The following is a 21,538-nucleotide window of genomic DNA, read 5'->3' as shown; positions in this document are numbered from 1 at the left end:
TTATCGATAGAGTGGACAACTAGCGACATTCAGGACACGACTCTCCGTCGTCAAGCGGGCGCTGGGTCGGCCCCCAATCAACTTCATCAAGGTTGGGTTCTTGTGCCGCCTTCGTAGGTTGTGCGTTTGTGTCTTCAGAAATCATGGTTGGTCGCCTCCATCGGTAGCTACCGATTCATTCTCGGATGCAAACGCTTGAAGCGTTGGATCACGGCCGGCTAGTAGTCGTTCGATCAGGGACTTGGCGAGATGCACCGGTACGGCGTTGCCGATCTGTTCGACCGTCTCGGTCTTGGTGCCTGCGAACTCGTAGTCTGAAGGAAAACCCATCGCAGCAGCGAGTTCTCTCGGCTGGAGCATTCTGAACCGAATGTCGAGGCCCCACGGATAGTGTTCGGGAAGGCAGAGCGCGAGGCTGTCGCGTGTGGTTACCGTCGGCAACGGCTTGTCGATGTCTCGAGCGCCTGAATTGCCGTGGTACTGGATCAGATATGGTCGCGTGACTGCAGGCTGGGAACCCGTCGCTGTGACCGTTGGCAGCGGCTCGTCGATATCGTGCGTTCGTGGGGATTGCCCAGCGCGTTCAGAGTAGAACGGGACCAGATACGGCGTCACGACGTGTCCATCGTGGTTCTTCGCCGTTACTGTGTGTAGCGGTTGCTCCATCGGATCGTAGGCTGGATTCGAATGGAGGCCCCGGTGGTAGCCGTTTCGCGGTAGGACGAACGCCTGTGGCCGGTAGAGACCAATCGCACCCCGAGTGGCTATCGTCGGCACCGGCCGCTCGGTAACGTCTCGTGCGACCGAGCCGGAGTGCTGGCCCAGCAGATAGGGGATACAGAGGCCGGTCGTACCGTCCGTCCACGGCTCGGGAACCGGCCCCTTAACGAGAAACGGATTATCACGCTCGTGGGCTGCCTCGGTGGCTTTTGCTGCGGGCACAGCACCCTCTTGCATCGCAGCGACATCGTCTTTCCCAAGATCGGCGACTGCATCTGCGTATGGTTCGAAGTCGTCGTGGGCGTGCCGGCGAATCCCTTCTGCGATCCGTTGCATCGTATTACTGACGAGTGGTCTGTTCCTCTCCCAGATGCTTTCGCCGGGCTCAGACCAATCGATGATTTCCGCGGCTGAGCGCCACGGTTCGGTGTCTGGCTCTTTTCCGTTTTCACTGTGGGTCGGCTCGGGGAATTCCGGCCGATGCTGACGGCGTCCGATGATGAACAATCTCCGCCGACTGGTAGCGTCACCGAAGTCGGCAGCGTTGAGCACCTCCCAATCCACGCTATAGCCCAGGCTGTGAAGTGCATTGATCCACGCCTCGAACGTCTCCCCTTCCTTCGATTTCATCGGCGTTCCGTCAGCACCGACTGGCGACCATGATTCGAATTCAGGGACGTTCTCCACGACGAAATTATCGACGTAGAGCTTCTGAAGCCACGTTAGGACGTGCCACGGGCTGGCGCGTTTTTGATCATCTACTGGCCGCCCACCGCGAGCGGTTGAAAAGTGCGTGCATTCGGGGCCAGCGGTCAAGATATCTACCCGTTCTCCGGGAAAGACCTCTCGCGGATCCAACTCCTCGACGCGGGCGTGGTGGTGATCGGCCCACGGGTGGGCCTGTTCGTGCGTTTCGATTGCTGTCTCCCAGTGGTTCACTGCAGCGAGTTCGACCTCGCGATCGAGGTGTTCGCAGGTCTGGGCGAGACCCCACGAGAGACCACCAGCGCCGCAGAATAGATCGACTGCGCGGACAGTATCGTCACGGCGACGACGGTCACTCATTAATATCACCCGCCCTACTGGCTACACTCTCGACGGTTTCGAACCAGATCGTTGGCAGGTGAGCGTCTTTCGCCTGATTGTACTCGCGCCCGAAGCTTGTCGGGACGAATCGTGCTTCGAACAGCAATGTTGCTGCAGCCTCTGGAATATCCGACCCCTCCCACGCCGTTTCCTGGTCGAATTTTGAGAGGTCGAACGTCAGCCCGATGGCACGCTCGCGATCCGAATCGACGCTGTAGATGAAGTCGATCTCGCGGAGCGCCATCACGAGCTCGTCCATGTTTCGTGCTTCGACGCTTCGGCCGTCTCGAATTGGCTGTCGATCCTCGTCGCCAGTCATCGACCATCCACCTCTGCGAATTGCTGTGCTCGCTCGATATCGACGACCTCAGTCCAGTGGTCGGTTCGCATCTCGTGGGCCAGCATGTCCTTCACGACAGCTGGGACTTCACACGGCGCGGCTGCTCCCATCGGATTGAATTGATTGCTCTCGGCGAGACGATGCGACTGGAGGATGCCGATGGCTTCGCCATTCTCGAACACGTACCGATACCGGATATCGCCCTCGCTGCTCGTGCGGTCGCGATCGCGGTGTAGGATCTCGACCGAGTGGCTTCCCACCTCTGCCACGGGTGGGCGGTTCTCGGATTCTTGGACTTGTTCGTCTGCCCAGACGTGATCGTCGGGAATTTTGTACTTCGTCTGACGGCTCGCTTTGCTGTCGCTCATTGATGAGTATCCTCCGATTGCTCGTCGAGCACACGTTCGATGAGGTCGTACTTGGCGACCTGATGCGCAAGTTCCGCAAGGTGCTCGGCAGGCGCTAGTTCTGCGAAAAGCTCGGCGGAATTGTGGCCCGAGGTATCTGCGATCACGTCTTCGGTACGAGTCGAGACGGCGATGATTGCGGCGTTCGTCCTTGGTTTTTCTACATTTCCGATGACCTCGTGCTCGCCAACTGCTTCGTTACACCGTTTTTCGACAGCGTATTCAGCGATCTCGTCAACCCCCTCAATGGTTGTCCCACGTACCGTTCCGTAGCACTCGTCGAGCAATTCAAGATAGAGATCTCTGTCAGGCTGATTCTCCGTCATCGTGGTCCTCCGTTGTGCGGCGATCCAGTGCCTACGCGTGTGTCGTCGGTAGCGACCAGTTCGAGGAGCCGTTGCTGGACATCGCCAGCGACGAGTCGGCGTGCCTGCTCGGCGAGTCCGTGAACTGGATGCTTGCTGTTGACCCGTTCCCAGTCGAACGCATCGAGTTCGTACTCGCTGTGTTTCAGGATCGAAAACGGATTGTCGAAGCTCATTCGCTCGACGACTTTCAGATGGCCGAGAACTGTGTCATAGTTGACCGTCTGGACTGTGCCTGTCTCGTCGGCGAGTCGGGGAAGGATCCGTTCAGCGAGCGTCTCGATTCGCTGGTGGTAGGTCGCTTTCGAGAGATGTGCAACGGTTTCGGCGGCTGGATACTGTTGCTGTTCAGACTGTTCAGTTGGTGATCTGGACTGCGTGTCGTGACCCATTGGTTCTTTCCTCCACCCCTCTGGGGAAATAAAACACGAGTACAATGGGTCACGACACTCCACCATGTCTGTATCCGCAATTCGTCCGGACGCGACGGTTGGAGAAGGGGACTACTCGTCGAGGCGTTCGATGCCCTGCTTTGCGACGTTGGCTTCAGTGATCGTGCCTGAGAGCCATTCGGGTCCGTTCTCGGGCGCATCCTCCTCCCACGCCCACGCCTCGTAGATATGGAGTTTGTCGGTACCGCGTTCACGTAGACGGAGTTTCTGCCGATCGGCGTCTGCCTCTGATGGTCCAGGAGTAAGCCGCCGAGCGGCTTTCAGGGCTGCCTGCCGTGGATAATTCCCTACGAACGCGCTGGGTTCACTTCCATCCGTTTCACGCAAACCGAAGCTTCGTTTGCCGTCTTGGCGAACCATCGAATATCTACTCCACTCATCCGTACCGACAGAAAATATATAAATGCACCGGCGAATTCGAGGGAAAGCTCCGGGATAGCGAATCGTAGCTTGTCAAAAGACGACTACTCCTGGTCGCGGAGTTCTGCCGCGCGCTGGTGGAGCAATCGAAGGACTTGCTCACGCTGTTCGGTGGTATTCTCGTGAGCGACGTACTGCTTGACCGTCTCGACCGAATGCATGCAGGCAACGCCACCACGGATCAGCCGAAAGCTGGGTGTATCGAGCAGTTTCTCTGGCGGAAGTTCCTCGAGGATGTGTTCAGAATCATCCCTCCCACCGTCGGTGCCGATCGTCGCTTGTGCGGCCATTAGTGTGCCTCCGTGACCGGCTCAGAAGTATTCTCGCTGGCCGGTGGTGCTTGCGGAGTGTCTGTCCAGCTGTCGTGCTGTGCGATCGCCTCTGTCAAAACCGCCGCAACGCGCTCTTTGAGTGGTCCTTGCTCTGGAGCGGCAACCACCGTATTAAGTTCGAGGACATCTTCAAGCGACACGCTGGAGCGGTGACGGTAATACTCGCGGAGTACGGTCGCTTTCATGGTCTCGCTGTCAGTGTCTGCGTCGGTTAGGGCTGCGAGAGCGCAGTCACGAATGGTGGTACGACGATTCTTTGCGGTTTCGGTCCTAGTGTCAGCGGCGTGAGTTGAGGACGACATGTGAAGACTCCTCCATGCCTCTCCGGAGCAAACAAACCAGGGCAGTCTGTTACTCTGATAGGGTCCTGCAAAAGTACTTACCACCCTGAGACATCTCCGATGGCCACGGTAGACGGTAATTATCTACGCATTACCCTATGAATCCGTTAGAACTGGGGTTGGATATTAATCCGAACATTAACCGGACTTATCTCACTCGCCCCTAATTTTCTTACATCTGCGACTTCGAATCGAACCACGTCGTAGCCATTTGGTTCTTTATCTGGGTGATAAGGTGGAGAAACATGACACCGGATTTTCTCATATTCTGCTAAGTTTTCACAAATTCGGCCACTGTCTCGCACCTCAACATCTAGTAATTCAGCGAGGGCGTCTGATCGGCCATAATATGGGTTCTCACAGACCACCGCATCGATTTGCGTATCATAACACATCTTGGAGATCTCGGTCTCAATCTGTTGGATTTGAATGTCACTTCGTTGGGATTGTGAGGCTACATAGCGAGGGCAGTCCCACTCATGAGCAGTGCCAAAATCGACTGGAAGCCCAGCAACGTCGTCAATCAACTGGGATTGCGAAAGAGACTCATCTGTAAGTAAACTAACAGTAAATTGTTCAATGAAATCAGAATGTGGACGTGATTGGCCTGAAATAACCATTGTATTTGCTGGACCACCCGGACCCACCCATACAGCTTGCCCGCGATGGTGAGTGTTTTTGTATGTGTTATGTATATCATATGGGTTTTCGCCAGCGAGTCCGGGGCGTTCCTCGTGCGGTGATTTAAGAAGTTCAACAAATGCCTCCAACCCGTGACCAAACCATGTCAATGTGGTTTGTTTTTGAACAAGCCCAAACCACCCATCAGTAGCGTTTACGGACGCGAAGTCCATCAATTGATCAATGATTGTGTCGATTTCGTCCCCACTAGCGCCTCTGCCGCCACTTTGTATATAGCTGGAGCCAGAAAAACTCTGTTTTGAGAATGTGAATGCGGGTGAAGGAACATCCCCTCCACTCACGTACTGTATTTTTCCAGAACCCATGGGAGGTATTATCGACTATTCATCATAAAGTTTGGGAAACACAACTTCCTCATTCTAACCATTGATCGGTGACTGTTTCACTGACAGCGTCGTCAGTAGTCGGACTAGTCCTTTCGTTCTCTGTCCTAGCTGTGAGGCTGAATGAGGCGATTCACCCGTCAGTAATTGGCCGATGCATACACCGCACCTATCCATGGAACGATTGTTCCTGTTATTGAGCTATCGTTTTGCAGGTGGTTCTCTGACGGGGATCAGCTTGTGGCCGCTGACGACGAGTGACAGTCACCGCTCCTGGCTGGTTGAGACTCAATCAGCATCTTGCCGTGGCGGGAGTGATCGATAAATTCGATGTGGCCCTTGGAGAGCTCTTCGAGTGCTTCGGCGGCGCGGTACACCTGCCGCCATGCGAGCCCCTCGCCGGTTGCTGTCCGAAGGAGTGTTTTGAGATCATCCTTGAGGACACGTCCCTTTGGTGTCTTGTCGGACCATTCTTCCCAGTGTTCGAAGATCGAGACAGCGCGTTCGATGGAAGGAGTCACATCGATTCCGGTCTCATCGGTATCCATCACGGAAATCCGCTCGATGGGAGCCATGTCCGTGTGTTGTTGGGAGGTTTTCGCGTTGTTTCCATTGTCTGGCTCAACAGGCTTGACTTCCATATCAGTGAGTTGCTCCTCAACGTCGACGATGTCCTCGATGATGTGTCCACGGCTGGCTTCGGCGCGTTCGAGTTCGCTCTGCAGTTCGTTGTGTTCGATTTCGGTGTCGTCAACCCGTTCCTCGAGCCGTTCGTGCGACGACCGAAGCTCGTGGTTCTCTCGTGCGACCGCGTGAAGCTCTTCTCGGTGACGCTCTTGATCGGCTTCGAGTTCGGAAACGCGCTCTTCGAGAGCGACAATTCTCTCGAAAAGCTGTTCGCCGGACTGTGCGGCTGTCGTTCCGCTGGATGCGTGCATGCGTGTGACTCGTGATCCCGTGTGAACGCCGACGCCGGGAACGTCGCCTCCGAGAGATAGCTGTCGCTCGGCGAGAGGGCAAGCTATATTACCTCGGAGGCAGAAGGGGTAGCTGTCCAAGCATCCCTTCTGCGCGCGGTTGTGTGCCTAGCTTTGCGTCTGCAATCATCACCCCCTTCCATATATAGCTTGTCCTACACCCCCTTCCGATAGATGGATCCAACACCGATATCGACGTTATAGAAACCGATATCGGATACAAGGACACCCGATCGGTGGTTCTAATCCTACACATTCCTGAATCCGGGCAGTATCAGATGTATCGAAGAGTGAGCTGGCTTACGGCTATGGATTATCCGATTTTGCAGTTCTTAGCTGATCTTGACGGTTATTGGATCAAGCCAGCGAGTATGTGTCTTAATCTGCCATATGGACGACAAGCTGTCGCAAGCCATTGTGCGACGCTTGCAGAGCATGGTCTCGTCGAGCGGCATACGGACGTTGCTGCCTATCGGATCGTCGAAAAAGGCCGTGCGTATCTTCAGAACGAACTCTCAGTCGAGGACCTGCGGGAAACCTCTGATGAGAATGATAAGGATGAGGACGAAGATGGAGACGAGAGTGGCTGAACCCGTCGCAGGAATGTTGTTCCTTCACTAAATTTTGTTCGCGACGATTCTTAGGAGCCACTATGGACAAGCCCGGCGTGGTATTCGACGTATGCGCGTTCGGTTTCGGATTGATAGGCGAGCGTTTGTCCGTTATCGTAGTCAGTGACAACCGCATCTTCGAGTGTTTCGCGTTCGCGAATGGTCTCGCCGCTGGCTGTGAACACTGGGTCGTCTGGTTCGCGTACAGCGGGTCCGCTACTTTCGACCGGTGTTTCAGTTGGCCAGACCCCCCGTTCTTGCCAGAATTTTCGCATCTCGCGGAGGCTCTTTCTGACAGTTTCACGGATCGAGAGCTGGTCGGCCGCCTGCCAGCCGTTACGACTCCAATATTCGCCGAGGTATGCGACACGTTGGGGGCCGTTCCAATCGATTCCGATGATGTTTGCGGGCGGATCACCGGTAATCGTTGGCTGTGTCAAGCGCTGTATCGCCTCGAACTGTTTTGGAGGACTCGCACCAAGGAGATGAACGCGCCGCCCTCGCCAATCATTTATCGTGCTGACATCTGTCGCTTGAATGTCTGAGTATCCCATCGGGTAGCCCAGAACGAACTGTTTGTCGATGATCTCAAATGCTTCGGGACACTTCGGAACGATCACGAACTCGGTGATGGGCAACTCGTCGACAAGTGATCGGGCGAGCTGAGCGTAGTCGCGAGCCTGCTCGGGTGTCGTGGCATCGCCGAGAACACACACCCACGGTTGCTCAGGGACTTCTCGGATGCGTGCAACGTATCGGTCGGCATCAGGGTCGCGAAAATCGTTGTCGACCATCAGAACGGGTGTCTCGACGTTTGCGAAGTCATCGATTTGGAGTGAGTAGTCCTCGCGGATACCGGGGAGAAAGCCGAGGTTGTAGGCGTCGGTGGCGAACGGATGGCGGTGGAGAAACGCCACGTATTTCGCTCGACGTGCAGCAGCGATGTCATCGGCGTCTCCAATCGCTCTTGAGTCCGCTTGCTCTGGTGCGGTGCCGACTGCTGGTGCTGGCGGATGGGGTTTGGACATGGGAGGATATCCGAATCCGAATTCGGACACACCCCACACCGAGTGAGAAATTGAGCTGCCCTCACTGATTTACGTCACCATCACTATCGGTGAATGCAGCGAACTCGGCCTGCTGCGTATCCAGCTCTACGTCCACGTCGACCTGGGCATTCTGTCCTTCCACCTTGTCCGCGCCATCTGTCGCTGTGGCTGATGCTGAACTGTCTGTGGTCTCGTCGTCTGATACAGGTGTGAACTGGGGCGGCTCGCACTCTTGGATTGGTGCACCCATCATCCCTTTTGTGGGCATGATCTCCCATGCGGCAATCGGGTCGGCCTTGAGCGAATCGCCGTGAATCGCAAACCCAGGAAGTCCTCGGACGACGAAATTGATCGCAGTCATCTTGACACATCTGATGTCGATATCCTGTCCGACGAATACTGCGGCGTATGGCGATTCAGCACATTCTTCGAGTTGCTGTCCTGCACCGACAAGGAGACCACCACTCCCGCAGGTGGGGTCGCGGATGGTGATTGGGTCGTCTGGAGTTGTGCTCTCGATTTGCTCGTCGGTGGGGAGCATCATTCCTCCGAGCAATCGTGCGACGTGCGGTGGCGTGAAGTGCTGACCATTTTCTTCGGATGGAGCACCGTATTCTTGGAACAGACAGCCGAGCACGTCGGCATCGGTCTGTTCCATCACAGCGAGCAAGCTGGCGAAGGCTTCCGCGTAGTCTTCGAAAGCAGTCTGCGTCGTTTCTTTGCCGAAATCACTCTTGTATCGGTTGGCCATCTTGCCGTGGCTGTCGTCGTCGCGTTGCAGGCTCGCGAAGACGATATCGATCCAGTCGCGAAACACGCGCGACCAGCCGTGGCCAGTCTGCTGATGTACGTCGCTGAGCGAATCGAGAACTGGTTTCGTGTAGGTGTCGTCGAGATAGGGCATTGGCGTCTCCGCCCTTCACGACGCAGAAAAAACACGCGTAGGCAGCTGTTTCTCGCGACCGTTCTCGTGCGAGAGGTCCTAGCTCGTTTTGTTTGCTGTGGCTGTCCTAGTCTCAGCTTCTGCTTCTAGTTCCTCGGTTTCTGTCGTGATGTCGGTTGGCTCTGGCGTCTCGGTCGGCTCGGGCGTTTCAGTCGGCGTGTCCGTGGGTGGTGCTGGTGGCGTCTCGGTCGGCTCGGGCGTTTCAGTCGCCGTTTCCGTCTCCGTAGCTGTTTCAGTTTCCGTCGCGGTGTCGGTTGGTTCTGGTGTCTCGGTTGGTGTGTCCGTAGGTGGTGCTGGTGGTGTGCTAGTCTCCGTTTCTGTTTCGGTCTCGGTCGGTTCTGGTGTTGCAGTCGCTGTTTCTGTTTCTGTGGTGGTTTCAGTTTCTGTCGTGGTGTCGGTTGGTTCTGGTGTCTCGGTTGGTGTGTCCGTAGGTGGTGCTGGTGGCGTCTCGGTCGGCTCGGGCGTTTCAGTCGCCGTTTCCGTCTCCGTAGCTGTTTCAGTTTCCGTCGCGGTGTCGGTTGGTTCTGGTGTCTCTGTTGGTTCGGACGTTTCAGTTGGCGTGTCCGTGGGTGGTGACGGTGGTGTGCTAGTTTCCGTTTCTGTCTCGGTCTCGGTTTCTGTTTCCGTCTCGGTCGGTTCGGGTGTTGCAGTTGCTGTTTCTGTGGTGGTTTCAGTTTCTGTCTCGGTCGGTTCAGGCGTTTCAGTTGGTTCTGGTGTCTCTGTTGGTGTCGTCGTTGGTTCTTCAGTCGGTGTCGCGGGTGGTGTATCAGCTGGTGTGTCTGTTCCAGTGGTCGTCTCAGTCGACGGCGATGTGTCGTTTGGCGTCTCTGTGGGCGTTTCAGTTGGTTCGGCCGTCTCGGTTGGCGCTGCTGTTGTGGTTTCAGTTTCCGCTGGTGTCCCGGTCGTGGGTTGTGATGACCCCACGGCTGCAATCTTTGTTCCCAAATCTGTGGCGGATGCTCCACCGGTTGTCTCGGTCGGTGTCTCTGTTTCGGTTTCTATCGAGTTAGCTGGTGCCGATTCGGCTGTCTCCGTTGCAGTCGACGATGGAGTTGGCGTCTGAGTTGACGTTGTAGGAGTTGCTTCTGTTGACTCGGTCGATGGCGTCTCCGTGGACGTGGCCGTGGCCGTCTGCGTCGGTTCGGACGTTTCTGTTTCAGCTTCTTCAGTAGAGGCCGCAGTCTCCGCGGCTGTGGTGTTCGATTCAGGCGTCTCGGTGGCGGTCGCATTGCTCGGAAGCTGAACGGTCAGCGTGTAGGAGCCACCCGCTTCGAACGTTGTGGTGGCTGAATCGATGTAGTCCTGTTCGTCTTCAGTTTCGGGACTCCAGACGACCGGCGGTTTGTCGTAACTGACGAGCGAGAGCGTCACTGGAGCGCAGTTTTTCGCAACCGAGAACGAGATTGACGCTGTGTTGTTCTCAGCATCGACGGAGATCGGTTGGCTGTCGATACAGCGCGCAAGCGATCTGTTAGGCGTAAACTCGCCGTCTGAGGTGCGATAGATAGGCCGCTCGGAACTCCCGTGTGCGAATCGGATCAACTGGTCGTTCGTATAGGTCCCTTCGGGGCCTTGCAGGTTTTTAATCGGTTGGCCCCGAACGAAGTCGATCTGATAGTGGGTTGCAGTCTCGTTCCGGTAGGTGGATTCGGTCTCGGACGAACTGTTGGTCGTCTCGTTGCGTGCTGTGCTGTCGTTACTGAGGTGAGTTTGGAGCCGGGTTTCGACTGTTTCTGAGCTGGCGCGGCCTTTCGTCACAAGCTCTACGGTGGCAACATCCCCACTGACATTCGTGATGGTAATGCTACTGATGTTGGTTTGACGGTCGCTGAACAGCGACGAAAGCGAGCGCTTGAGCTTGTCCACATCGATCGTTCCGTTGAAAGTGACGTCAGCTGTAATGACACCTTCAGAACGATTGATCACCTCGACATTCTCGACGCTCATCTGCGCTGCTGTCGCTTGAGTAGCATTCGGATTGGTGTGATCGGCTTCAGTGGAATTGGAGTTCCCCCCAAGAACCATGCTTCCACCGATGACTGATGTGATTAGAACGAGTGCCATGCCGGCGATAGCTAGATTTTGTTTCATCACTCAACTAATCTATGCGGTGGAAAATAAACGTGACGCCCAACTACAACGATTCCTGGTTTATACATTTGGTGCAATTCATCCATTTTGTGAATCCCGTGGAAGTTTCGGTGTGTGCTGCGCGGCGATGGTGGGACTAACGAATCGGCGAGCGCGTTGGGGAACGTCCACACCTGTATCGACTGGAAGTATGTACTGATCGTCGTTGGCGAGGCGTATCGTCGCTGCGAGTTCGTGTTTGCACATCACTCGCGACGGGCGCTTCTGTTTGTACGGGCAAGCACAGACTAATCCATCCGACCACGGGATCAGTGAGTACTGACTCCCGCTGTTGTATTCGCCAGCGAGCAGTGGTGCTGGGAGCAATATTCCGTACTCAGTAGGCGATGCGTAGTCGTCGAGATCGCCCTCGTGAACGACATATTCCTCGTCGAGACCATGTTCGCTTGCGTACGCACCAGTGGATGTTTCATCGGCCACGACCACGAGCCCGATCCACGTGTTGACATCGCGGAATGTTCCTCCAGCATCATATGGATACAAACTCTCGACAGTATCGAGAATCTGGTCAAGGTTTCTTGGGATGTGCTCAGTATACCATTCGAACCGGCGCTGTTGGATCTCCCGCAGCTCGGCGAAGTACGGTGCGAGTTCGTCGTGCAGAAATGCAGGCGCGTCTGCAAATTCCTCTCCATCTGGCAGCGACGGGTAGTAGTGCTGTTCGGCCTGGCAGATTTCGGTGAGCGTCCGATCGGCGTACCGGCGCGGACGCGGCTGGTGCGACCCATGAAGTGGATGCGGTGTCAGGGGTCCGCCGTCGATGAAATCGACGCGTAACCGGTGTTCGACTGGTTCGATCTCGGGCGGATCGGTTTCGACATCGTGAACGTAGTTGGGATGCGATACGGGAAGCGCACCGGACGGGAGATCAAGCGATGGCAGGCTCTCGTCTGTCGGTTGGATCTGTTGTGAAGACATGGGTATATAGTCGAAGACGAGCAGTTGTTGGTTGCTGTCTCGTTTCTCCGGACTGGGAAAAACAGGTGAGTTGGTTCTGGGGCCTGTCTTTCACTGCAATTGGTCGGCCACGAGTTCATCGACACGCTCGACAAATGCGATCTCACGGCCGGTAGGAATCGTCGCTCCAGCGGCCACATCGTGACCGCCGCCACCGCCGCCGACCGCCTCTGCCGCGTCGCGCATCACGACCGCAAGATCGAGTCCTTGCTGGACGAGTTGGTTCGTCCCACGTGCTGAGACTTTCCGCTCTGGGCTCTCGTCAGTGTCAGTACCAGCATCAGCATCGGCTTTCGTCGCGAACGCGATGATCGGGCGGTCAGTCGTAATTCCCTCGCTGCCAAGTGCCATCCCGGCAACGATGCCGACGATAGTGTCGCGGATACGTTCGCCCGTGTCGAACCACTGAACGTGCTCCTCGCGTGTGACGCCCACACGTTTGACCAGTTCGAGCCCTTGGGAGAGACGGCGCTTGTGGTTTGACCGGAGTTCGCGTGCGTGGTGGAGTGCGATGTCTCGGTCGCCACGACAGACCGCGAGGCCGATCTCCGCGCGGTCGTAGCGCGCTGTCGAATTCAGTAGTGTCGAGAATTCGCTTGCATCCCGGAGTTCTGTCCCTTTGGGTTCCTCGGGAAGCAGGTAGCTCGTGCCGATCAGGTCATCGATGGCTTCGTGGGATACGCCCTGTTCGATGGCGGTTTTCACGGTCGCATTCATCAACCGGCGCTGCTCCGAGCGCTCCAGGTCCACCCATCGCAGCCACCCGCTGTCGTCACGAAGATCGAGATGGCGTTTCGTGTCGAGATCGGACAGAAACGAGATCGCTCCTTGCTCGTCACCTGTGAGACCGGGGATACGAACGTCGTCGGCGTATTCGAAAAATTTCGGCAGTGGACGGGTTTGCTTGCCGTAGAACGCGATATCGGTCCGCTCGTGGAGGATACCGATCTCAACGCCGTCGGCGGCAATTTGTTTGTTTGCACCGACCAGCTCACCGTCTCGGAGTTGACGGTCGCCGACTGCTCCGATGATTGCGAGTGCGGCGAGATCGCGGTTGTCGGTGTACTGGTCGTCTCCGCCACACCCACTACTCTCTTGTTCGAGCACACGAGCAAGGGCGTAACATGTACCTGCACCTGAAAGTTCGGTCGCTCCGTCAATGTCCTCCAGAAGCGGATTCAGATGACATTCGGTGTCTGCGTCGGCAGGCTGGTGATGATCGGCGATGACGGGAGTGAACTCGTCTGCGTGCTCGTACTCGACGATTTGATCGAGCTGACCGCTCCCGAAGTCGGTGAACAGCACGGTCTCTTCGTCACGCGCTGCGATGCGTTCGAGAGCGTCTTCGTCGAGCTGGTTTGCGAACGTTGTCTCGATGCCGATACCAGCGCGTTCGAGGGCTGTCGCCGCGATAGCGGCGCTTGTCAGCCCATCGGCGTCGATGTGTGACGCGATCAGCACCGAGGACGCTTCGCGGAGTCGGTTGGTACACGCACGCGCCCGCGTGCGAAGAGCGTCGAATACGTCCGGTGTGAGTGGAGGATTCATCTGGGGTACTCCTCGCTCCTCTCCCGGTCACAAAAACCGTGAGGCAGCGTCACTCTCCGTCCGTAGATTTGAGCGACACTATGTCGGTCGGTTCTTCATTTATCGGATCGCCGCGAACGACCACTCTTGGCGGATCGGTAGCGTAGTCGATGGCGACACGTGCAGCAACACTCCCGCAGTCTTCGACACCTTCGACGTGGATTTCGTCGGTTTCGCCATTTTCGACGACGTTTGTTCTCGTCTCGTCGCCCTCCCAGACAGCCATTCCTGGAATCTGCTGCAACGCCGCGATGGAATCGTTGATGATTTCGTGATCTTGATCCTGATCCCCGTGGGCGATCGTGATGGTCTTCGTTGCTCGGTTGCTTTCGTCAGTGTCAGTCATTGTTCTCACCGGTATCATGTAGGGCGCTGTGTGCTTCGTCCCACGCTTCTGAGAGAGTGTCTTCGTATTCCGGATTGAGGTCAAGATCGCAGAGAGTTCGGTCAACTTCGTCAGCCAGAATCTGTAAGCCGTTTTCGCTGATCACGGCCCCATCGATTTCGTTTCCGAGATTCTTGACGATGCCGACTGTCTCGATGTCCTGTACCAACACCTCTTCGCGAAGCAGTTGGTGAACGGTGCCGGCGATGAGTTCGTCGTCGGCAGTATCGAGCGCTTCTGGATTGCTACCATCCACAGCAATGAAGAGCGTCATTGTGTGTTTCCTCGTGGCTTGTGTTCGGATTGATCTGGCTGTACGTCGGTGTGGAATATTGTTGTTCGGTCCATGCACTCCTCCGATGAAGACAAACCAAGCGGCGATTCTTCGATCATGGTTGTACTACTCAAGAGCGCACACCCATTTTGAGCGCCGCCACCGATCACCGTTGGCGACCTCACCACGTCCATCGCGATTAGTCCATCCATTCCCGTCTGCCCAGACCGATTCTTCGAGTTCGAAACCAGCGGCCTCGTAGCAGGTGCCATCGTTGTTTCCGATACCTGCGTAGGCAACCAGCCGTTCGTAGTCGTGGTCGCGAGCCCAGTCTCTCACCCGGGCGATGAACCACGACGAAGTGTTTTGAGGCCGTACTGGGTGGCAGGCCAGCCGAGAGATGACGATCTCCGAGCTCGGATCGACGTGTGGTGAAGCTGGCGTCGAAAGGATCAACACGGCGATTGTTTCGCCGTGGTAGGTGGCCTCGAATGCGGCCTTCCAGACGTGGACGCTGCCAAGCGTATGGTCCACGAGTCCATCTGGACCACCTTCCAAGAACTCATTCATCCGGGCACGTGAGCCAGCTCCTGAGACTTGGCTGACGGTGAGCGCTGCGCACGATGGCGGCGTTGGAACGGCTGATCGGTCGCGTACGTCTTCCCACTGTTGCCAAGCTGAGCCTGATCCATCGACCCCATCTGGTGTCTGGCGTCGCCACGTCCGATCTGATGATTCAAGCGTCGTGAGAACGCCTTTCGCGCTGTATCGCTCACCGGCGTCGGATTCGAGCCACACGTTCCCGTTCCCATCGACGTCGATCTCACGAAGCTTGAAACGACGATATTCTGCTAGCCGCTCTCCAGGTCGCGAGCCAACTTCGCGTCGTCGGTAGAGACAGTCTCGTTCGTGGACAGCGATATTGCGACGGGTTTCAGGATCGATTGCGTGAGCGGCGTCGCGTCCGGAATCGTTCCGGTGGACATCGAGGTTCCAGGACGCCCACGAAGGTATTTTGAAGACGAGCTCTGTTCCATCAGCGAACGCTCTTGCCGAATCTAGTGAAACACGTTGAGGGCAAAGCAGTCAACGAGGCCGTGTAGCGGTGCTCCGACGAGGTTCAACGTCCGTACGAACCCGTAGGTTCGGACGGACTGCTCCAATCCTGGTTTGGAGAGACCGCGGAATTTCTCCAGCCACGGCTGGATCAGCGACCAGAGGCATTCGACTTGATTTGTGTGGACGCCTTCGTCTGAGACGTACTTATCGTCGTGAACAACGGTTCGATGCTCGTGATTCATCTGCTGATACGCGGGAAGTTCGTCGGTCCAGATCTCTCCCAGCGGCTGGGAGAGATCGCCTGCTTCCTCGATCACTGGCCCGAGATTCTCGTCGTATTTTGATCCTTCTTCGGCTGAGATCACCCGAAGCACGTCGCGGCTCGCCGCGACGAGCGTGAGTTTGTCGCCCGGTGCTCCCTCCCAGCGTGATCGGCCCGGTTCCCCAGAACCGCCGCGGGAGAGACCGTCCCGCGGCGGCGATTGACCTTTGTAGCCCGAACACTTCGAACCGGTTTCATCGATCTGTGTTGGTCCCTCAACGGTGTGCTGGATGCGCTCCCAGACGAGGGGAAAGCCGCGTTCGAACGCGGCTTCCCCATCGCGGAGTTGCGTATGGATCGTGTCGTAGCAGGAATCGAATAGTTGGGCGATCTGGTTGATGCTGAGCAAGGTATCAGCGTAGAGAATGAAGATGAGAAGGAGTTCACCGGGTGTAAGACCGGTGTTTGCGAACGGCGTGTTTCGGGTGTATATAAAGCTATAGCGGCAGTTACGACACCAGACTCGGGGACTGCCGTCCCGAGTCTGGAGAGCTGTTTCTCCACACTCGGGACAGGGAGCCTGCTCCCACGCACGCTTGCAGCGCTGCTCGACGATGGCGTCGAGCGGCTCGGGGCGGAACACTATTGCTTGGCGCTCAACAACTTCCTGGAGCATCCCGCCGAAAGCTGTCCGTTGGAGCACATCCACTAGCATACGGCGGGATGCTGTAGTTCCTCCGCGACTGTTTCACCAGACTCGGCAAGAGCGTCAGCGAAAGACAGTGTGTTGGACATGGGGATTCCCTCGCCCCTCACGGAAAGAAAAACTGCAGCCCGGCTACAGTATCACAGTCCGTCGAACATCACGGCGAACTGGTCGAGCCGATCAGCGAGTTGGCTCGGTTCGTGGACGTACACGTGGCGGTCGTAGAACCGCTCGTTTCGAGCAACCTTCTCGGGCACGTTTCCCGAGGGCTGATCGAGAACCAGCGTGAGACCACAGACGGGTGCATATGACTGGGCGAGCTCGTCGTGATAGGCGTCTGCATTGCCCAGCTTGCCGTCGGTGACGACAAGCACGAGCGGGCTGTTGCGTCGTTGTTCGAGGAGTTCTCGACCCAGTCCCAGTGCGTCGGCGAGCGGTGTCCCGCCACCATACTGCTTGGAGAGCAAGCTTTCACGGACATGCTCGCACTCGACGCTGAACGGTTTGACCAGTCGTGCCTCGCCTTGCGTGAAGTCGACCACGCCAACGTTGATGCCGATATCTTCACACGCGAGCGCGAACCGCACGAGCGCGTCTTCAGCGGTGTCGATATGCCGACGCATCGACTTACTCCGATCGAGGATGATCACGAGGTCGTACTGCTTGTCGTCACCGGGTTGGCGCACGCTGAACGCACCCATGTCACCGCGAGCGAGCGCACCCGCACGTTGCCGGTCGAACGTCCCGCTGGTGACGCCGGACCGATCTGCATCCCGGCGGCTCTCTTTCAGCGCCTTTCGGAGCGCGTCTGCAACGAACTCCGCGTCGGCAGCAGCGTCTCCCCACCGCTCGGCTGTATCGGCGGTGTTCGACCCCTCTGTGTCCGGCATGATGGCGAGTTCTGATAGCGATCCCGGTGCGGCCCCACCGCCGTCCTGTTCGTCGAGCGCATCGAGCGCATCGGCAACGTCTTCGAGCTCGTGTTCGAGCGTGGTCTCGTCGGGCGTTGCATGCTCGGCTTCATCGTGTGCCGCCTCGTGGTCAGTATCGAGTGCTCCCTCGCGGTCAAGGCCCTCTTCTCCGTCCGCGTGAGCTGGACGTGGTGCCGGTGACGGCCCGTCTGATTCGGATGCGCTCTCGGGTGGTGTGTCGGCATGCTCTTCGTCGCCATTGCTACTGGTAGTATCATTACCGTCCTCGTCGGTTGTGCGGGTGTGGGCTTCGGCCCTCTCTTCGCGATCGCTGCTTTCGTCCCCGATGCTGCTACCGTCACTACTCCCGGTTGGTTCCCCGTCTCCGGCGTTCTCATCGCCGTTCCCGCTACCGGCGGTTTCCTCACCGTTGCTACTTTCGTCTCCGGTGCCGGGAGTGATGTCTCCAGGACTGTCTCCGGTGTCGCTCTCGCCGCCGTCTGAGGATCCTGATTCATTCTCGGTCTGGGAACTCGGTGCGGAGAAACTGCCAAGTGAGGTTTGGCTCGTCCCGGTACTGTTGGTAGTCCCCCACGGGTTTTCGTCGGACTGGGATTCTGGCGTTGCACCTTCCGGTTCCCCTTCACCGTCCTGTTCGCTACCTTCACCAGTCGCGCTGGTGGTATCCCTGTGGCTTGCATCCGAACCGTGCTCCGGAGCGGACTGGTCATCGTCGCTCCCGACTGCCTCCTCACGACCACCTGTATCAGTGCTGTTCTCTGCCGCATCGCCAGTATCACCTTCATCGTCTCGGCTGGTGTCGCTGTCCGAATCTCCGACTGTGCTGGGAGTTTCACCGTTGGTGTCCTCGTCACCAGCTTCAGCGTCAGCAGCAGTCGTGTCAGCGTCCGTCTCGACAGAACCATCGTCCGCTGCACCGAGGCCGTTCTCGGAGTCACGGTCGCTCTCGGTAGCCTGCGTGTCGGCGGCTGGCTCTCTCGGCGATTGCGATTCCGCCGTCTTTTCGTCTTCATCACCACCCGCAGCTTCGGCTTCGGCTTCGGATTCAAATTCGGGTTTACTCTCGCCGTCACCGTCGGATTCGGGCTGGTCGAGAGCGTCGGCATCTTCGTCACTGCCGATATCCGGATAATCGAGCGCGTCGGCACCGGGACTGGGCTGACGCTGATCGGTATTGATCGCATCCGGGTCCGGCCTCTGTTCCGACTGCGAACCGGCTGCCTCATCGATTTCGCTTGTCGCACCCGTCTCCTCCGTTGTAGCGCTCTCGTCATCTCTCCCGCTCTCAGACTCGTCGGTACCGTTTGTACTGTCTACAGTGCTACTCTCATCCGACTCTCCGTTCTCTGACGACTGGCTGCTGTCTGCATCTTCGGCTGTGGATCGGTCGGTTTCACGGCCGTCTGACGAGGGATCGCTACTGGTGTCGGGGTTGGCACTGGCGCTGGATTCGCCAGCTGCCCCGTCGGGGTCTGGCTGCTCGATCCCTTGCTGGTCGTCCTGGTCATCGTGTTCGGGCGGATCAAGCAGCGGTTTGACGACGGTTTCCCACCAGTCGAGGACGTGTTCAACGCGCTCGACGGGATCAGGCGTCGTGAGAACCGTCGTGATGAGTTCCTCGATACTGTCAGCGATTCGCTCGAACGCCTGTTGGTCGGCGTCACCCGCGAAGACGATTCGGCCGTCGTCGGGATCACAGAGTGCGTCACGAACGCCCGTGTCGTAGATGCCTTCATCGTACAGTGCTTGCTCAACTGCGTCCCGAAACGTGAATTCGTAGCACTCCTCGGCTGCGAACTCATCGGCGTGGGTGCTGATGCTCCGGCTGACGAGTTCGAGACGGTCGGCGGCGATCTGGCTTTGATCAACAGCGAGTTGATTCTCGATAGCGGCGTCCTCACAGCTGTTCCAGAGGCCGTGAACGAACTCCTGCTGATCTTTGTCCACACGGTCCTCGAGGCGTGCTGCGGCGTCCGCGATAGCCGTGTAGCGGATGTGCCCCAGTTCGTGGAGCGCATAGCCGAACTGTTGTGCTCGGTCAGCCGTCAACTGGTCGTCGATCGGGAGATTATCGACGTTCGCTGGGTGTGTCGAGATGAGAACGAGATAGTCGGCGTCAACTGACTCGACGAGTTGCCGAGCCTCATCGTCGGAAAATTCGGCGTTATCCGAGTCGATGAGCGCTTCTTCGCTTGTCGGGATGACACATGCAGTCGGAACGTGTGGCGTGAGTCGGACAGCGATATCTTCGCCAGTGTGCGCACGGATGTATTCGGTAAGCCGGCGCTCGCGATCTGCACACGAGCGAACCGTCTCGGCCGGTGGAGTGAGGGCATCACTGGCGGCACTCGCGCTATCCGACTGGGTGGAAGAGTGTGAGGATGACATGGCCGGTCACGCCTCTGCCGCAAAGAAATACTGGTAGAATCAGCCACCCCCAACCCGATTGGGGTGTTTGGCGTAGCTGCGTTCAGGCTGTATATTCGCTGGCGAGTTGTTCGAGACGATCCTGAAAGGCTCCGCCACCGTTGACCTCTCCATCGAGGGTGATCTCGTAGCTTTGGCCGAGTTTCTCGGCGACAACCACATTCCCATCGATTTCGGAACGGATACCGTTGTCACGCAAGAATTCCGTGAGCTGCTCCAATTCTTGTTCTAGTTCCTGTTCTTGCTGTTGCAGCTCTTGGTCTTGGTCTTGGTCTTGGTCTTGTTCGTCGGTGGCGTCCTCTACCTCTGCCGTGCCTGCATCCTGATCGGTAGCTGTTGCATCTGCAGGTTCAGTGTCTGTCTCCGAGGTCTCTGAGGGATTCGCTTGCTCGTCTTCGCTCGTGGACACAGACTCGTCGTCAGTGCCGTTGCTGTTGCTGTCGATGTCGTCGAGATCTTCGAGAGCCTCGAAATCGTCGGTTTCAGGATCGCCACGCCGAAGCCGAGGGACAGGGAACGAGTAGTGTTTGATACCGACTTCATTCAGATCCTCCAGTGGGATCGGTGAGTCCGGGGCGACCATCTCTGGCTGTTCGTCAAGAATTTCGTTTCGAAATGCAACGACGATGATCGATGCATCGGCCGGGTATTCGGGATTGTCTTCGGCAACTGTCGTGCCGGTGTATGCTTTCCACTCGTCAGCCGTTTTTGGTGGCGTATTCACGACGACCGCCGGATCGGAGTGGTCGGTGTCACGATCGAGCACCAAATCGCCAATACCGATATCGATATTATCGCTGTCAACAGCCGTCTCTGACGAGTCCTGACCGCTCATATTGAAAGAAATCCAGTCCCAGAAAAGTAACTGTTTCGCCGCGAACACTACTCAGAAAGACAATTCATAAAGATACTGTCATTTGAATCGCGTCGAATTGCGAACAAGACGAAAGAGCAGGAGAATGCCAGTGCCAACAACCGTCGCGAGCCCGGCGAGCAGACCGAAGCCCGGACCGCTTCCACTGCTGGTTTCAGCTGGCGTTTGGGGTTGACCATCATCGGCCGCTGTCTCGGATTCGTCAACTGAAATACTGAATGCGTACGCACCGGATGTGTTGGCTTCGTTTCGGATGAACACGTAGTAGTCGCCTGCGGAAGCGGCTTGACCGGCCAGCGAGAGTTGCTCACCTGGTGCAATATACGTGCTATCGAGGAGATCACCGCCACTGTCGTAGAGAAAACCGCTCATGTTCGTCCGATTGCCTGCGACAAGACGAACGGTGATGCGTCCGCTCGATTCGAGCGAGAACACGTGCCAATCCCGATCGCCAACTGGGAGCGTCTCGTTGGCAGTTCGATCAGTACCGACTGGTGCTGCGTTTTTCCATTCATCGTTTGCGTCAGGTGTCGGCGTCGGTGAACGAGCGGCTGTCTCGATACTCGTTGTCGTCCCGTTCGTCGTCTGCGTATCTTGCCCACCTGTAGTCGTGGTCGTATTCGCCGTCGCGTTTGGCGTTTGCTGGGTGCTCCCCACACCGATGAATCCAATGGACCCAGCGACTATCATCAATACGACGACATAGATGAGCCACCGACCCGGTACTGAGATAGCCACGTGTTTCTCACGAGTTGATAGCTTGTCAGTCATAATCAAGGCAGGTGAGATGGCCGTGTTCGCAGGCGAACCACATTCCATCGTTTGCCTCTGTCCATACCGAACCGGTTGCTGTGGC

General features: G+C 57.2%; 22 protein-coding genes. 1 reads left to right on the top strand and 21 read right to left on the bottom strand.

The features are described from left to right. Nucleotides 1–141: 141 nt before the first annotated feature. From MUK72_RS15400 to MUK72_RS15360, 9 genes are all read right to left on the bottom strand, one after another. Complete coding sequence (locus MUK72_RS15400; RefSeq protein ID WP_244705433.1) at nt 142–1,785, bottom strand: DNA cytosine methyltransferase; 1,644 nt, start codon at nt 1,783–1,785, stop codon at nt 142–144. Then, nucleotides 1,778–2,125: a hypothetical protein gene (locus MUK72_RS15395; protein ID WP_244705431.1), complete on the bottom strand. Its 348-nt coding sequence runs from the start codon at nt 2,123–2,125 to the stop codon at nt 1,778–1,780. Before MUK72_RS15395 ends, MUK72_RS15400 begins: the two co-directional genes overlap by 8 nt. Further along, nucleotides 2,122–2,514, bottom strand: a complete 393-nt coding sequence (locus MUK72_RS15390; RefSeq protein ID WP_244705429.1) for a hypothetical protein — start codon at nt 2,512–2,514, stop codon at nt 2,122–2,124. Before MUK72_RS15390 ends, MUK72_RS15395 begins: the two co-directional genes overlap by 4 nt. Next, on the bottom strand, nt 2,511–2,879 hold the full coding sequence (locus MUK72_RS15385) for a hypothetical protein (protein WP_244705427.1): 369 nt from the start codon (nt 2,877–2,879) through the stop codon (nt 2,511–2,513). The genes MUK72_RS15390 and MUK72_RS15385 overlap by 4 nt, the downstream gene beginning before the upstream one ends. Next, the gene (locus tag MUK72_RS15380) at nt 2,876–3,310 is read right to left on the bottom strand and encodes a hypothetical protein (RefSeq protein WP_244705425.1); all 435 of its coding nucleotides are present in this window, start codon (nt 3,308–3,310) and stop codon (nt 2,876–2,878) included. Before MUK72_RS15380 ends, MUK72_RS15385 begins: the two co-directional genes overlap by 4 nt. 111 nt (nt 3,311–3,421) lie before the next feature. Next, entirely contained in the window at nt 3,422–3,730 is a 309-nt protein-coding gene (locus tag MUK72_RS15375; protein ID WP_244705423.1) for a non-histone chromosomal MC1 family protein, read from the bottom strand. A gap of 104 nt (nt 3,731–3,834) precedes the next feature. After that, nucleotides 3,835–4,080, bottom strand: coding sequence for a DUF8129 domain-containing protein (locus MUK72_RS15370; protein WP_244705422.1), 246 nt, complete (start codon nt 4,078–4,080; stop codon nt 3,835–3,837). Between the two features lie 490 nt (nt 4,081–4,570). After that, complete coding sequence (locus MUK72_RS15365) at nt 4,571–5,470, bottom strand: hypothetical protein (RefSeq protein WP_244705420.1); 900 nt, start codon at nt 5,468–5,470, stop codon at nt 4,571–4,573. Nucleotides 5,471–5,721: 251 nt separating this feature from the next. Beyond that, nucleotides 5,722–6,546 (bottom strand): hypothetical protein, encoded by an 825-nt coding sequence (locus MUK72_RS15360; RefSeq protein WP_244705418.1) that lies wholly within the window; start codon nt 6,544–6,546, stop codon nt 5,722–5,724. Between the two features lie 227 nt (nt 6,547–6,773). Between MUK72_RS15360 and MUK72_RS15355 the strand changes: the two genes are divergently transcribed. After that, complete coding sequence (locus tag MUK72_RS15355; RefSeq protein WP_244705416.1) at nt 6,774–7,055, top strand: phage repressor protein; 282 nt, start codon at nt 6,774–6,776, stop codon at nt 7,053–7,055. Nucleotides 7,056–7,105: 50 nt separating this feature from the next. Here the strand turns inward: MUK72_RS15355 and MUK72_RS15350 are convergent, their stop codons facing one another. The 12 genes from MUK72_RS15350 to MUK72_RS15295 form a co-directional block, all read right to left on the bottom strand. After that, the gene (locus tag MUK72_RS15350) at nt 7,106–7,993 is read right to left on the bottom strand and encodes a DUF6610 family protein (RefSeq protein ID WP_244705414.1); all 888 of its coding nucleotides are present in this window, start codon (nt 7,991–7,993) and stop codon (nt 7,106–7,108) included. A 172-nt stretch (nt 7,994–8,165) separates the two neighbouring features. Next, nucleotides 8,166–9,029 carry an N-6 DNA methylase gene (locus tag MUK72_RS15345; protein ID WP_244705412.1) on the bottom strand — a complete coding sequence of 288 codons (864 nt, stop codon included), beginning with the start codon at nt 9,027–9,029 and terminating at the stop codon, nt 8,166–8,168. 78 nt (nt 9,030–9,107) lie between these two features. Continuing rightward, nucleotides 9,108–11,159, bottom strand: coding sequence for a hypothetical protein (locus MUK72_RS15340; RefSeq protein WP_244705410.1), 2,052 nt, complete (start codon nt 11,157–11,159; stop codon nt 9,108–9,110). A 78-nt stretch (nt 11,160–11,237) separates the two neighbouring features. Next, nucleotides 11,238–12,137 (bottom strand): hypothetical protein, encoded by a 900-nt coding sequence (locus MUK72_RS15335; RefSeq protein WP_244705408.1) that lies wholly within the window; start codon nt 12,135–12,137, stop codon nt 11,238–11,240. Between the two features lie 90 nt (nt 12,138–12,227). After that, nucleotides 12,228–13,724, bottom strand: a complete 1,497-nt coding sequence (recJ, locus tag MUK72_RS15330) for a RecJ family nuclease (RefSeq protein WP_244705406.1) — start codon at nt 13,722–13,724, stop codon at nt 12,228–12,230. Nucleotides 13,725–13,773: 49 nt separating this feature from the next. Continuing rightward, a complete protein-coding gene (locus MUK72_RS15325; RefSeq protein ID WP_244705404.1) occupies nt 13,774–14,109 on the bottom strand; it encodes a hypothetical protein in 336 nt (111 codons plus the stop codon). Next, on the bottom strand, nt 14,102–14,422 hold the full coding sequence (locus MUK72_RS15320) for a hypothetical protein (protein WP_244705402.1): 321 nt from the start codon (nt 14,420–14,422) through the stop codon (nt 14,102–14,104). The genes MUK72_RS15325 and MUK72_RS15320 overlap by 8 nt, the downstream gene beginning before the upstream one ends. 126 nt (nt 14,423–14,548) lie before the next feature. Then, the gene (locus MUK72_RS15315; RefSeq protein ID WP_244705400.1) at nt 14,549–14,956 is read right to left on the bottom strand and encodes a hypothetical protein; all 408 of its coding nucleotides are present in this window, start codon (nt 14,954–14,956) and stop codon (nt 14,549–14,551) included. 524 nt (nt 14,957–15,480) lie between these two features. Further along, entirely contained in the window at nt 15,481–16,458 is a 978-nt protein-coding gene (locus MUK72_RS15310; RefSeq protein WP_244705398.1) for an IS1595 family transposase, read from the bottom strand. Between the two features lie 131 nt (nt 16,459–16,589). Beyond that, entirely contained in the window at nt 16,590–19,769 is a 3,180-nt protein-coding gene (locus MUK72_RS15305; RefSeq protein WP_244705396.1) for a VWA domain-containing protein, read from the bottom strand. 82 nt (nt 19,770–19,851) lie between these two features. After that, on the bottom strand, nt 19,852–20,643 hold the full coding sequence (locus tag MUK72_RS15300) for a hypothetical protein (RefSeq protein ID WP_244705394.1): 792 nt from the start codon (nt 20,641–20,643) through the stop codon (nt 19,852–19,854). Nucleotides 20,644–20,721: 78 nt separating this feature from the next. Next, entirely contained in the window at nt 20,722–21,117 is a 396-nt protein-coding gene (locus MUK72_RS15295; RefSeq protein ID WP_244705393.1) for a hypothetical protein, read from the bottom strand. Nucleotides 21,118–21,538 lie beyond the last annotated feature (421 nt).

The sequence above is a fragment of the Halococcus dombrowskii genome (genome assembly GCF_022870485.1).
Taxonomy (GTDB): domain Archaea; phylum Halobacteriota; class Halobacteria; order Halobacteriales; family Halococcaceae; genus Halococcus; species Halococcus morrhuae.
Note: the sequence above shows the minus strand (reverse complement) of the source record. Positions and strands in the feature narration are given on the sequence as shown.